General features: G+C 58.8%; 12 protein-coding genes (1 of these 12 only partly in view). 2 read left to right on the forward strand and 10 right to left on the reverse strand.

The genetic code is table 11. The annotated features are described in order from the left end of the window. Positions 1-13 precede the first annotated feature (13 nt). The 10 genes from J3P86_RS00595 to J3P86_RS00640 form a co-directional block, all read right to left on the reverse strand. A complete protein-coding gene (locus J3P86_RS00595; protein WP_434654336.1) occupies positions 14-1,975 on the reverse strand; it encodes a DUF4105 domain-containing protein in 1,962 nt (653 codons plus the stop codon). Then, positions 1,972-2,292: a DUF2388 domain-containing protein gene (locus J3P86_RS00600; RefSeq protein ID WP_039593376.1), complete on the reverse strand. Its 321-nt coding sequence runs from the start codon at positions 2,290-2,292 to the stop codon at positions 1,972-1,974. Before J3P86_RS00600 ends, J3P86_RS00595 begins: the two co-directional genes overlap by 4 nt. A gap of 30 nt (positions 2,293-2,322) precedes the next feature. Continuing rightward, entirely contained in the window at positions 2,323-2,628 is a 306-nt protein-coding gene (locus J3P86_RS00605) for a DUF2388 domain-containing protein (RefSeq protein ID WP_434654333.1), read from the reverse strand. Between the two features lie 106 nt (positions 2,629-2,734). After that, positions 2,735-3,052, reverse strand: coding sequence for a DUF2388 domain-containing protein (locus tag J3P86_RS00610; protein ID WP_305497647.1), 318 nt, complete (start codon positions 3,050-3,052; stop codon positions 2,735-2,737). A gap of 313 nt (positions 3,053-3,365) precedes the next feature. Further along, positions 3,366-3,581: a DUF1127 domain-containing protein gene (locus J3P86_RS00615; RefSeq protein ID WP_434699222.1), complete on the reverse strand. Its 216-nt coding sequence runs from the start codon at positions 3,579-3,581 to the stop codon at positions 3,366-3,368. Between the two features lie 319 nt (positions 3,582-3,900). Further along, the gene (locus J3P86_RS00620) at positions 3,901-5,394 is read right to left on the reverse strand and encodes an acetyl-CoA hydrolase/transferase family protein (RefSeq protein WP_434696261.1); all 1,494 of its coding nucleotides are present in this window, start codon (positions 5,392-5,394) and stop codon (positions 3,901-3,903) included. Between the two features lie 197 nt (positions 5,395-5,591). Continuing rightward, entirely contained in the window at positions 5,592-7,028 is a 1,437-nt protein-coding gene (locus J3P86_RS00625) for an NAD(P)(+) transhydrogenase (Re/Si-specific) subunit beta (protein WP_305497645.1), read from the reverse strand. Further along, positions 7,028-7,351 carry an NAD(P) transhydrogenase subunit alpha gene (locus J3P86_RS00630; RefSeq protein WP_003187010.1) on the reverse strand — a complete coding sequence of 108 codons (324 nt, stop codon included), beginning with the start codon at positions 7,349-7,351 and terminating at the stop codon, positions 7,028-7,030. Before J3P86_RS00630 ends, J3P86_RS00625 begins: the two co-directional genes overlap by 1 nt. A gap of 15 nt (positions 7,352-7,366) precedes the next feature. Then, the gene (locus J3P86_RS00635) at positions 7,367-8,488 is read right to left on the reverse strand and encodes a Re/Si-specific NAD(P)(+) transhydrogenase subunit alpha (protein WP_434626696.1); all 1,122 of its coding nucleotides are present in this window, start codon (positions 8,486-8,488) and stop codon (positions 7,367-7,369) included. A 429-nt stretch (positions 8,489-8,917) separates the two neighbouring features. Further along, complete coding sequence (locus J3P86_RS00640) at positions 8,918-9,817, reverse strand: LysR family transcriptional regulator (RefSeq protein WP_434699223.1); 900 nt, start codon at positions 9,815-9,817, stop codon at positions 8,918-8,920. 157 nt (positions 9,818-9,974) lie between these two features. On the opposite strand from J3P86_RS00640, the gene J3P86_RS00645 reads away from it, so the two are divergent. Together J3P86_RS00645 and J3P86_RS00650 are read left to right on the forward strand one after the other, a co-directional pair. Then, positions 9,975-11,156 (forward strand): acyl-CoA dehydrogenase, encoded by a 1,182-nt coding sequence (locus J3P86_RS00645; RefSeq protein ID WP_434699224.1) that lies wholly within the window; start codon positions 9,975-9,977, stop codon positions 11,154-11,156. Between the two features lie 13 nt (positions 11,157-11,169). Then, a protein-coding gene (locus J3P86_RS00650; protein ID WP_434699225.1) for a CaiB/BaiF CoA transferase family protein crosses the window boundary here: on the forward strand, positions 11,170-12,045 show its 5' portion. It continues 345 nt past the right edge of the window; 876 of the gene's 1,221 nt are visible here — the first part of the coding sequence; its start codon is at positions 11,170-11,172; its stop codon lies beyond the right edge, outside the window.

Consider the following 12,045-nt stretch of genomic DNA (forward strand, 5'->3'; position numbering starts at 1 on the left):
TCATCCAAACGGGTCAGGGCAACTCCAACCCGCCCCCGGCCTTGTGCAGCTTGCGCAGATGTTCGCCGATTACCTTCACGTTGGCCTCGCTTGCAGCAATTTCAGCTGCGCGGCTCGGCTCCAGCAACGCTCGAACCTCCTTATCCAGGTCGCCTGTGAGCGTTTGCAGTTGCTTCTGGCGCAGGCTGCTTTCCGATTCCAGTCGTTGCCACTCGCTGGGTTGCGGCAGACCATAGCCGCCGCTGCCCAGCAATTCGGCCGGGCGGCTCAGGAAACCGCTGTTGGCGAGAATCTGCTGCAGCGTCGCGTTTGCCCGTTCCATACCGCCGTTCTGCAATTCGCGGGCATTGAGGTAGCGCTGCTTGACCTCATCCTGAGCGAGCAGCAATTGCCGGCGGAAACTCGCCTGCTCCAATAGAAGCAGCGCCGCGCTGGTGCGCAGGTCTGCCTGCTCGAACCAGGCGCGGCGTTCAGTGGCGTCCAGGGCCAGCCAGTCTTCAACGGTTTGCTGTTTGATGGGCAGATGCTTTTTCAGGACTTCGAACATCGCCTGGTAGCGGTCGCGGAACGAGTCAAAACGGTAACCGAGGCGCAGTGCCTCCTTGGGATCATCCAGTACGCTGGTATCCGCCAGGCCTCGACCCTTGAGGATTTCCAGCAAGCCGTTGGGCATGATGCTGTCCAGGCCTTTGAGCTGCTCGTTGTTACTGCCGCTGCGCAGCAGCTTCAGGCTTTCAACTGCGCAGTTATTGGAGAGGAAGTAGTAGTTTCCGTCGTAGCTCCAATGCATTTCGGCGGCACGTTCGACGGTCTCCTCGATCTCGGCACGAGACAAGTTCAGCGGAACTGATGCCAGGCTGCGCAGTTCAGTCTTGGTGTATTCATCGATTACCTGGGCCAGCGGCAGCACAAACAGGCGCGATGGGTATTTGCCCACCAGTCCGTCCCAGCTCGACAGCTGTACATCACCTACAAACGCACGGTAAGACAACACCAGATGCTGATCCAGGTCCAACCGGCAATCCGGCCCACGTGGTCGGCCTGGTGCGCAGATCACCAGCCGGAGCATGCTGTGGCCCCAGCGACTGACCCAGTTCTGGTTGGCTTCGGCCAGCAGGTAATCGATGGCGTAGACGCGCTCCGGATCGACCTTGCCCAGCGGCGTCTTGGCAAAATCGTTGCCGGCGTTGAGAAAAGCGAAGGACTGGGCGCAGGTGTCCTTGGCGGCAGGCGCCCAGCCGAAGTGTTCCTGATAATAGCGATACAGGGCGGGGCGCCGGCATGCATAGCTCGGGTCCAGGAGGAAATACTCCATGTTCACCGCGACGAACTCCTTGGGACTGCTCGTCTCGTAGAGGTCCGGGCTGCGGGCGACCTGGCGGTTATGCTGTTCCCGTTCGCCGCGGCGGCCGACGTATTGCGGCCAACCGGCCAAGTCGAGCAAGCGTGGATCATCGCTGAGGGTGAAGCGGCGGTCGTTCTCGCCCCGGCATTCATCCGGGAGCCCGATCAACCCTGCACTGCTGTTGCGTCGAGTACAGCGCTGGATCAGCGCACGTTCGGCATCCGGCCATAGACGCGAGCGATCATAGATATGAGTCAGTTCGTGGAGGACCGTGGCGAGCATCTCTCGTCGCACCGTGCCGTGCGGCCGCTGGGTCTTTTGCCTGGCGGCGCTGCCGTCGGTGAGGCTGTCGAGCAGGTTACGGTTGAGGTCCAGCTGTGACACCAGCGAAGCCTGGCCGTAGGCGTTTTCCGGCATCTGGTCGGTCCAGCCGACATCGATGCGCCGGTCCAATCGCTCGATGAAGCGCGGAGGTAATGCTTGCATGGCTTCATCGAGCAATGCCTGACTGGCCTGCTGTTGCGCCGGGCTCAAGCCGTCGCTATTGAGGTGTAGCTGCAGGCCGGCCTGGGCAGTGCTGCCGATAAGCAGCACGACCCCGGCCGTCAGCCAGGCGGCGAGTCGCCTCACAATGCGAGGATGGCTTCGGCGAGAACCTGATCACTGGCGTCGCGAGCTTCCGGTACGCGGGTACGCAAGGTTTCGAAAGCGGCCTCGAGATGAGCGCCACGAATTTCGCCGTTGCTGGCGACGAAGCTGGCCGCGTCATCGTGGGCTTCACGGACGATTTTCGAATCACGGATGGAGGTAGTGGTGTCAGAGGTGAAATCGATCGAGCGCTGGGAAGCGCGAACGATGATGTTACTGGTGGCTACCAAGGTATGTGCCTGGGCCACATCGGCCAACACCAGCAGGCCAAGGGCGGCAGCAATCAGCGGGCTACGCATGGAACGACTCCGAAAAGAAAAAACAGATAGCTATTGGACGAGAATTGCCTGTGCCAGTTCAAGGTCGCTGGCGTGAAGTTTTGGCTGGCTCCGGCGCAGGTAAGCCAAGGCCGATTCCAACTGTGCGCCTCGCAACTGTCCATCGCTGGCAATGAATGTTGCGGCGTCATCGCGAGCGGCGACGACCAGTTTATTGTCGAAGGGCGCCGAGGTCACGAGGCTTGTGGCATAAGCGCTGGCCACCAGCTGTTGGGTGGACACGTCAAAGGCTTGGGCCGGAACAGACCAGCAGAAAGCTGCGAAGAAAAAGACTCGGTACAGATTTGAAAAACGCATGAGACTCGACAGTTGTTGGCGAGCCTGAAGGCTAGCGCAAACCAGCGGGCCAGAGCCAGCGCTGAAACATCGGAACACCGCTGGGTGTCCGATGTTTCATGTTGCATCAAATAACCAGGATGGCCTGTGCCAACTGCGCATCGGTGGCGTTGAGCTGGGGAGCCTGCTGGCGAATGAAATCCAGCGCGCTTTCCAGCTTCACGCCACGGATGGCCCCTTCGCTAGCCACGAAGCTGGCGGCATCATCACGGGCAGCTTGAACAATCTTGTTGTCCCGCAGTGAAGAGGTGGCGTCGGAGGTTACGTCGGAAGTGGCTTTTAGTGCGCCGACGATGGAGTCAGTCGTGACGATAAAGCTGCTGGCGTTGGAATGGGCGGCTACGGCCAGCAGGACAGCTGTGCTGAGCAGGCGAAGACGGATCATGATGTAACTCCTTGATGATGAAGGATGCCGGTGCGTGTAGCTGTTAAGGAAGAGACGCAGATTCGACTCGCTTCGCCACGTCAGGATCGATATTAGGACAGAACGCGGCGGCTGACAGCTACAGAACAATAATAAGGCGAGCAGTTTGAACTGTACCTGTCATAGTTGAAAATTTTAAAACTGTTCAGTTTCAGTAAAAATTCAACCCTGGCCTCATAAACGACGAGACCCGTCGTGGTTTCCCACGACGGGTCTCGTTTATTCAATTCGATGCTGGCGATGGACCCGGTGGGTCAGGGCCAGCGACGCTGAGTTAGCGCCAGAACGGCTTGCTCAGCTCTTCGTAGCGTTGTGCTTCGCTGATACCGGCGTCAGCCAGCAGACGCGAATCCAGACGAGCCAGTTGATGGCGGCTGGCAATGCGGCGCTGCCACAACATCAGGTTGGCGATAACGCGAAGAGGCAGGGAAGCCTGGTTTTTTTCAGCTTTGTGTTCGAAAAACAGCTCGGAACTGAGTGTACGTTCCATGGTTGACATCCTTCCGCTTGTGGCGGGATCAGGTAGTGGTTTGACTGGTGCCCATGATCCTCTCGTTTGGCCAGTCTCTCTAGATACAGTTCACCTGTATTGTGAGAGACCAGTTAACTGTTAAAGAGCGGTGTGCTGGTCGATATTGAGGCAACTGTACCTGTCTGCACAATTTAGGTGCATTTTAGGCCGTTCTTCCCGGTTTTGTAGGAATGGGGCGTAAGAAATCACCGGTACAGTAGTACAGTTTTATACGGTGACCGCCCCTGCCGTTAGCATTCATCGGAACTGTTATTGCCGTATCGTTAGGCCAGCTGTATCAAATCGCCAACATGCGTCCGGTTTCCTCGAGGTTGAGGTGCCAACTGAGTGCATCCTTCAGGATATGCGGCGTATGTCCGCCCAGCTTACAAGCGGCTTCAAAATAGTCGCTGAGCGCCTGGCGATAGATAGGGTGTACGCAGTTGTCGATGATGACCCTCGCTCGCTCCCGTGGTGCGAGGCCCCGCAGGTCGGCCAGGCCGATCTCTGTTACCAGGATGTCGACATCGTGCTCGGTATGGTCCACATGGCTGACCATCGGCACGACGCTGGAAATGGCACCGCCCTTGGCGATGGATTTGGTAACGAACACCGCCAGGTGCGCATTCCGGGCGAAGTCGCCTGATCCGCCAATGCCGTTCATCATCCGCGTGCCGCACACATGGGTTGAGTTGACGTTGCCGTACAGATCGAATTCCAACGCTGTGTTGATGCCGATGATGCCCAGGCGGCGCACAACTTCTGGATGGTTGGAGATTTCCTGCGGGCGCAGGACCAACTTGTCCTTGTACCTTTCCAGGTTGCCGAAGACATCGGCATTGCGTCGAGCCGACAAGGTAATGGAACTGCCAGAAGCGAAACTCAGCTTGCCTGCATCGATCAGGTCGAAGGTCGAGTCTTGCAGCACCTCGGAATACATGGTCAGTTCTTCGAACGGGGAGTCGATCAAGCCGCACATCACGGCGTTGGCGATATTACCGATTCCGGCCTGCAACGGGCCGAGCTTGTTGGTCATCCGTCCGGCTGCCACCTCTTGCTTGAAAAAATCGACCAAGTGATCGGCAATAGCCTGTGTATCGCTGTCAGGTGGCAGGACGGTGGAGGGTGAGTCCGCTTGATGGGTGATGACAATGGCGGCAATTTTTTCCGCGGGGATTGGAATGGCAGGGCTACCGATGCGGTCCTCGACCTTCACCAGGGGAATGGGTGTGCGGGTTGGGCGGTAGCTCGGGATATAGATGTCGTGGAGCCCTTCCAGATTCGGGTTGTGGGCCATATTGATCTCGACGATCACTTGTCTGGCGAAAATCGCAAAACTGGCCGAATTGCCCACTGATGTGGTGGGCACGATATGACCTTGTTCGGTAATAGCCACGGCTTCGATCACGGCGATATCGGGCAGCTTGAGCTGCGCGTTGCGCATCTGTTCAACGGTCTCCGATAGATGCTGGTCGATGAACATGACCTCGCCAGCGTTGATGGCCTTGCGCAGGGTGCTGTCCACCTGGAAGGGCATGCGTCGCGCGAGCACGCCTGCCTCCGTGAGCTCCTTATCGAGATCGTTGCCCAGGCTCGCTCCGGTCATCAGGCTGATTTTCAACGGCATGAGCTTGGCCCGTTCGGCCAGTGCATGAGGTACCGCCTTGGCTTCTCCGGCGCGGGTGAAGCCACTCATGCCAACGGTCATCCCGTCCTCGATCAGCAAGGCTGCCTCGGCAGCGCTCATCACTTTGTCCAACAACGAAGGCAGGCGGATGCGGTCACGGTACATGGATGGTTGTCTCGGGCAGGAAGCAGGATGCGCAGTGTAGAGAATTCGCGCCGTGCCCGACCCGCTACAAAAGTCGCATTTGAGGCTTCTATTACGGGCGTCTCAGGCAAAACATCATTACCGTATCGGTAACTTTCAGCCTTGATACAAATCAAAACGCCCCGACAAGTCGGGGCGTTTTGATAACACTGCGGAGCTTATTCCACGGCCTTGACCATGTCCTCAATGACCTTCTTGGCGTCGCCGAACACCATCATGGTCTTGTCGAGGTAGAACAGCTCGTTGTCCAGGCCGGCATAGCCGCTGGCCATCGAGCGCTTGTTGACGATGATGGTCTTGGCCTTGAACGCTTCGAGGATCGGCATGCCGGCGATCGGCGACTTGGGATCGTTCTTCGCCGCCGGGTTGACCACATCGTTGGCGCCCAGCACCAGCACCACGTCGGCCTGGCCGAACTCGGAGTTGATGTCCTCCATCTCGAACACCTGGTCGTAAGGTACTTCGGCCTCGGCCAGCAGGACGTTCATGTGCCCGGGCATGCGACCGGCCACCGGGTGGATCGCATATTTGACGGTCACGCCATGGTGGGTCAGCTTCTCGGTCAGCTCTTTCAACGCATGCTGCGCCCGTGCCACCGCCAGGCCGTAGCCCGGCACGATGATCACTGTGTCGGCGTTGGTCAGCAGGAAGGTCGCGTCATCTGCCGAACCGGATTTCACCGGGCGGGCTTCTTTCGAGCCTGCCGGGCCAGCCGCATCTGCGGCGTTGCCGAAGCCACCGAGCAGCACGTTGAAGAACGAACGGTTCATCGCCTTGCACATGATGTAAGACAGGATCGCACCGCTCGAACCTACCAGGGAGCCGGCAATGATCAGCATCGAGTTGTTCAGCGAGAAGCCGATACCGGCGGCCGCCCAGCCCGAATAACTGTTGAGCATCGAGACCACCACCGGCATGTCCGCGCCGCCGATCGGGATGATGATCAGCACACCCAGCACGAAGGCCAAGGCCAACATCAAGGCGAACGCGCCGAGGTTGCCGGTGAACATGAAGGTCAGGCCCAGGCCCAGCGTTGCCAGGCCCAGGATCAGGTTGAGCTTGTGCTGGCCACCAAACTGTACCGGTGCGCCTTGGAACAGGCGGAACTTGTACTTGCCCGACAACTTGCCGAAAGCGATCACCGAACCGGAGAAGGTGATTGCACCGATGGCCGCGCCGAGGAACAGCTCCAGACGGTTACCGGCCGGGATCGAATCGCCCAGTTGCTTGACGATACCCAGCGATTGCGGCTCGACTACCGCCGCGATGGCAATGAACACCGCCGCCAGGCCGATCATGCTGTGCATGAACGCTACCAGCTCCGGCATCTTGGTCATCTCGACGCGCTTGGCCATGATCGAGCCGGCGGTACCACCAACCAGCAGGCCGACGATGACGTAGCCAATGCCGGCAGTGGCCAGCTCTGCCCCCAGCTTATAGATGAGACCCACGGTAGTGAGCACTGCCAGCGCCATGCCGAGCATGCCGAACAGGTTGCCTCGGCGGGAGGTGGTGGGATGCGAAAGGCCTTTGAGGGCCTGGATGAAACAGATCGACGCAATCAGGTAGAGCGTCGTTACCAGGTTCATGCTCATTACTTGGGCGCCTCTTCTTTTACGGCTTTCGGGGCTTTTTTCTTGAACATCTCAAGCATGCGGCGCGTCACCAGGAAGCCGCCGAACACGTTGACCGCGGCCAGGGCTACGGCGAGGGTGCCCATGGTCTTGCCCAGCGGCGTTACAGTCAGGGCGGCGGCGAGCATGGCGCCGACAATCACGATTGCCGAGATGGCGTTGGTCACCGCCATCAACGGCGTGTGCAGCGCGGGTGTAACGTTCCAGACCACGTGGTAACCGACATAAATCGCCAGCACGAAGATGATCAGGTTGTAGATACCGGGGGAGATAAGCTCTTCCATTGTCTGAATCCCTGCTTAGGCGTTTTTGCGGATGACTTGGCCGTCGCGGCACATCAGGCACGCGGCGACGATGTCGTCTTCCAGGTTCACGTCGAACTGACCTTCCTTGGTGAAGACCAGCTTCAGGAAGTCCAGCAGGTTACGGGCGTACAGCGCCGAAGCATCGGCCGCGACTTCACCGGCCAGATTGGTCGGGCCGCAAATGGTCACGCCGTTTTCGACCACCACCTGATCGGCCACGGTCAGCGGACAGTTACCGCCCTGTGCTGCTGCGAGGTCGATGACCACCGAGCCCGGTTTCATCTGCGCGACGGTTTCGGCGCTCAGCAAAGTCGGTGCCTTGCGGCCCGGAATCAATGCGGTGGTGATGACGATGTCCGCCTGCTTGGCGCGCTCGTGCACGGCTTGGGCCTGGCGCTGCATCCAGCTGGCAGGCATGGGCCGGGCGTAACCACCCACGCCGACGGCGCATTCACGCTCTTCGTCGGTCTCGTAAGGCACGTCGACGAACTTGGCGCCGAGGGATTCGATTTGCTCTTTCACTGCGGGACGCACGTCCGATGCCTCGATCACAGCGCCCAGGCGCTTGGCCGTGGCAATCGCCTGGAGTCCGGCCACGCCCGCGCCGAGAATCAGCACGCGCGCCGCTTTCACGGTGCCTGCGGCGGTCATCAGCATCGGCATGAAGCGCGGATAGTGATGGGCGGCCAGCAACACGGCTTTATAGCCGGCGATATTCGCTTGAGACGACAGCACGTCCAGGCTTTGAGCGCGGGAGGTACGCGGCGCGGCCTCAAGGGCGAATGCGGTGATGCCGCGTTCGGCCAGCTTGGCGATGGTTTCGTTGTTGAACGGGTTGAGCATGCCCACCAGAACGGTGCCGCTCTTGATCAGCGTCAGCTCGCTGTCGCTGGGGGCGACCACCTTGAGGATCAGTTCGGCCCCGAATGCATCACTGGCGCTGCCAATGGTTGCGCCCGCTGCCTCATAGGCACTGTCAATAACGCTGGCCTTGATGCCGGCGCCGCTTTCAACAGTGACTTTATGGCCTTGGCCGACCAGCTTCTTGATGGTTTCCGGGGTAGCAGCAACCCGTGTTTCACCCGTCTGGGTTTCGAGAGGAACACCAATGTGCACGTCAAATCTCCTGCGTGATCTTATTGAGTAAACCCAGGCACTTCGGATGGTGCGACTGGGGCGGCCGATCAGCACGATCCCGCCTGACCAGGCGGGGCGCGGCATTTTGCAGGCGAATATTCAGCCCTTCAAGGGATTATGACGTGTGACGTAAATATAACTACAAGTCACCCTGTGACCGAATGTCGCAACTGGCGAGGTAAAGGTCGCTAAACCCAGGCAAATCAAGGGATAACGGCAATTATGATTCTTTTTGCATCGGTCAGATAATGGAGCGATATGACTCGCTCGATATGGCTTAAAGCCACGTATTTCAAAGGTTCTAGGACGTTTGTACCGATATGATCACAGTTTGGTTAAATGCGACAAATAGTTACATCTGTAGTGCTTAAGATAGTATTACTACTTATTTGCTCGGCCATTTTTTCCTTAATTTTCAACGTCATAGTTTCTAGCTTCGGTGACCAGCCAATCGCGAAATGCCCGCAGCGAGGCCGATTCCACCTTCCGTTCCGGGATCATCAGGTAATACGCCTTGAGGCTCGACAGGGCATTGGGGTTGGCAATGACCAGGCGCTTCTCCGCCAGTTCGCGCTGGATCAGGAAGGGCGGGATCAAGGCAACACCCATATCGTGCATGGCGGCTTGGGCAAGCATGGAGAATAGTTCATAGCGCGGACCTGTCAGGTCGCGCGCGATATTAAGGTCTTGTGAGTTGAACCACTGGCGCCACGCGTATGGGCGGGTTGTCTGCTGGAGCAGGGGGAGCTCGGCGATTGCCTCTGGCGTCAGAGTTTTGCGGTTGCCCAGCAAGGAGGGGCTGCATACCGGCAACGGCTGTTCGCCCATTAATTTGTGAGATTCGGTACCGGACCAGTCCGCGTCGCCGAAGTAGATGGCTGCATCGAAATCCGTATCGGCGAACAGGAAAGGGCGCGTGCGGTTGGTGAGATTGACCGTCACCTCAGGGTGCTGCCGCTGGAACTCCTTGAGGCGTGGCAACAGCCATTGAGTGCCGAAGGTGGGCACGACGGCGAGTTCGATAACGTTCGCGCCGGTGTGCCCCATCACTGAAAGGGTATCGCGCTCGACGGCATCCAGTTGCGTGGCGATTCGACGGCTATATGAAAGCCCCGCTTCAGTCAGCTTGACGCCGCGTCTTGAGCGTCGGAAAAGCTCCACGCCAAGGAAGTCCTCCAGGCTGGCAATCTGTCGGCAGATAGCGCCTTGGGTGAGAGAGAGCTCCAGTGCCGCCTTGGTGAAGCTTTCGTGGCGTGCGGCAGCCTCGAAGCTGATCAGGGCGGCGGTGCTTGGGATTTTACGACGCATATACGCAAGCCTCACTCGTTATCCGCACAACAGCGGTCTTTGGCGTTTACCGAGTGAGAAATTAGCACAACAACATGCCGAATCCTCGTTTGCTCTTGTGGGAAACCGGGCCTAGGATCAGTCCACGATTTTCCATTTGATTGGCGAGGACTTTTTCATGGCCAGTAAGGCGAGCTTCAGCTGGATCGATCCCTTGTTGCTGGACCAGCAACTCACCGAAGAAGAACGCATGATTCGCGACACTGCCGAGCAGTTCGCTCAGCAGAAGCTGGCGCCGCGCGTACTGGAGGCGTTCCGTCATGAAAAGACTGACCCGGCGATCTTTCGTGAAATGGGCGAAGTGGGCCTCCTGGGCGCCACCATTCCCGAGCAATACGGCGGCAGCGGCCTGAATTACGTCAGCTACGGCCTCGTCGCCAGGGAAGTGGAGCGTGTGGACTCCGGCTACCGGTCGATGATGAGCGTGCAGTCCTCACTGGTCATGGTGCCGATCAACGAATTCGGCACCGAGGCGCAGAAACAGAAGTATCTGCCGAAGCTGGCTTCAGGCGAATGGATAGGCTGCTTTGGCCTGACCGAGCCGAACCATGGTTCCGACCCGGGCGCGATGATCACTCGGGCGCGCAAGGTTGAAGGCGGCTACAGCTTGACCGGCAGCAAGATGTGGATCACCAACAGTCCGATCGCGGATGTGTTTGTCGTTTGGGCGAAGGACGACGCCGGCGATATCCGAGGCTTCGTGCTGGAGAAGGGCTGGAAGGGCCTGACTGCTCCGGCGATTCACGGCAAGGTCGGGCTGCGTGCTTCGATTACCGGCGAGATCGTCATGGACAGCGTATTCGTGCCGGAAGAAAACATCTTTCCGGACGTGCGTGGCTTGAAAGGGCCGTTCACCTGTCTGAACTCGGCTCGCTACGGCATTTCCTGGGGCGCCCTGGGGGCTGCCGAGTTTTGCTGGCACACCGCCCGACAATACACGCTCGACCGGCAGCAGTTCGGTCGCCCGTTGGCTGCCAATCAATTGATCCAGAAGAAACTGGCCGATATGCAGACTGAAATCACCCTCGCGCTTCAAGGATGTCTGCGTCTTGGGCGTATGAAAGATGAAGGCACGGCTGCGGTAGAGATCACCTCGATCATGAAGCGCAACTCTTGCGGTAAGTCCTTGGATATCGCACGCATGGCGCGGGACATGCTGGGCGGCAATGGCATCTCCGACGAGTTCGGCATTGCTCGTCATTTAGTGAACCTTGAGGTGGTGAACACCTACGAGGGTACGCACGATGTTCATGCGTTGATCCTTGGCCGCGCGCAAACCGGCATTCAAGCGTTCTATTAATAGGGGAACGGCCATGGGCGCGCTTTCGCATCTGCGGGTGTTGGATTTATCGAGGGTTCTGGCTGGGCCTTGGGCCGGGCAGATCCTCGCGGACCTGGGGGCGGAGGTCATAAAGGTCGAGCGTCCGGGTAACGGTGACGATACGCGTGCCTGGGGGCCGCCCTTTCTGAAAGACGCTTATGGCGAGAATACGACCGAGGCGGCTTATTACCTGTCGGCCAATCGCAACAAGCAATCGGTCACGATTGATTTCACGCGCCCCGAAGGGCAAAAGCTGATCCGGGAACTGGCGGCCAAGTCCGACATCCTGATCGAGAACTTCAAGGTGGGTGGCCTTGCGGCCTATGGTCTGGATTACGACTCGCTAAAAGCAATCAACCCGGAACTGATCTATTGCTCCATCACCGGGTTTGGCCAAACGGGCCCTTACGCCAAGCGTGCCGGTTACGACTTCATGATCCAAGGGTTGGGCGGCTTGATGAGTCTGACTGGCCGGCCGGAAGGGGATGAGGGGGCTGGGCCGGTGAAGGTCGGTGTTGCTCTGACCGATATTCTTACCGGCCTGTATTCGACCGTTGCCATTCTGGCCGCGTTGGCTCATCGCGATCATTCGGGCGGCGGGCAACATATCGATATGGCATTGCTGGATGTCCAGGTGGCTTGTCTGGCCAACCAGGCGATGAATTACTTGACTACTGGCAGCGCGCCGAAGCGGCTGGGCAATGCGCATCCGAATATCGTCCCTTATCAGGATTTTCCTACGGCTGACGGTGACTTCATCCTTACGGTGGGCAATGACGGTCAGTTCAGGAGGTTTGCCGAGGTCGCCGGTCAACCGCAGTGGGCCGATGACCCGAGGTTCGCGACAAACAAGATGCGTGTGGCGAAC

The sequence above is a fragment of the Pseudomonas sp. D1-1 genome (genome assembly GCF_051132225.1).
Taxonomy (GTDB): Bacteria; Pseudomonadota; Gammaproteobacteria; order Pseudomonadales; family Pseudomonadaceae; genus Aquipseudomonas.

What these genes read in the sequence shown, in the direction of transcription:
- J3P86_RS00610 (WP_305497647.1), bottom strand. Translation starts at nt 3,052, where the DNA reads ATGATCCGTCTTCGCCTGCTCAGCACAGCTGTCCTGCTGGCCGTAGCC.
- J3P86_RS00600 (WP_039593376.1), bottom strand. Translation starts at nt 2,292, where the DNA reads ATGCGTAGCCCGCTGATTGCTGCCGCCCTTGGCCTGCTGGTGTTGGCC.
- J3P86_RS00620 (WP_434696261.1), bottom strand. Translation starts at nt 5,394, where the DNA reads ATGTACCGTGACCGCATCCGCCTGCCTTCGTTGTTGGACAAAGTGATG.
- J3P86_RS00640 (WP_434699223.1), bottom strand. Translation starts at nt 9,817, where the DNA reads ATGCGTCGTAAAATCCCAAGCACCGCCGCCCTGATCAGCTTCGAGGCT.
- J3P86_RS00645 (WP_434699224.1), top strand. Translation starts at nt 9,975, where the DNA reads ATGGCCAGTAAGGCGAGCTTCAGCTGGATCGATCCCTTGTTGCTGGAC.
- J3P86_RS00605 (WP_434654333.1), bottom strand. Translation starts at nt 2,628, where the DNA reads ATGCGTTTTTCAAATCTGTACCGAGTCTTTTTCTTCGCAGCTTTCTGC.
- J3P86_RS00615 (WP_434699222.1), bottom strand. Translation starts at nt 3,581, where the DNA reads ATGGAACGTACACTCAGTTCCGAGCTGTTTTTCGAACACAAAGCTGAA.
- J3P86_RS00630 (WP_003187010.1), bottom strand. Translation starts at nt 7,351, where the DNA reads ATGGAAGAGCTTATCTCCCCCGGTATCTACAACCTGATCATCTTCGTG.
- J3P86_RS00625 (WP_305497645.1), bottom strand. Translation starts at nt 7,028, where the DNA reads ATGAGCATGAACCTGGTAACGACGCTCTACCTGATTGCGTCGATCTGT.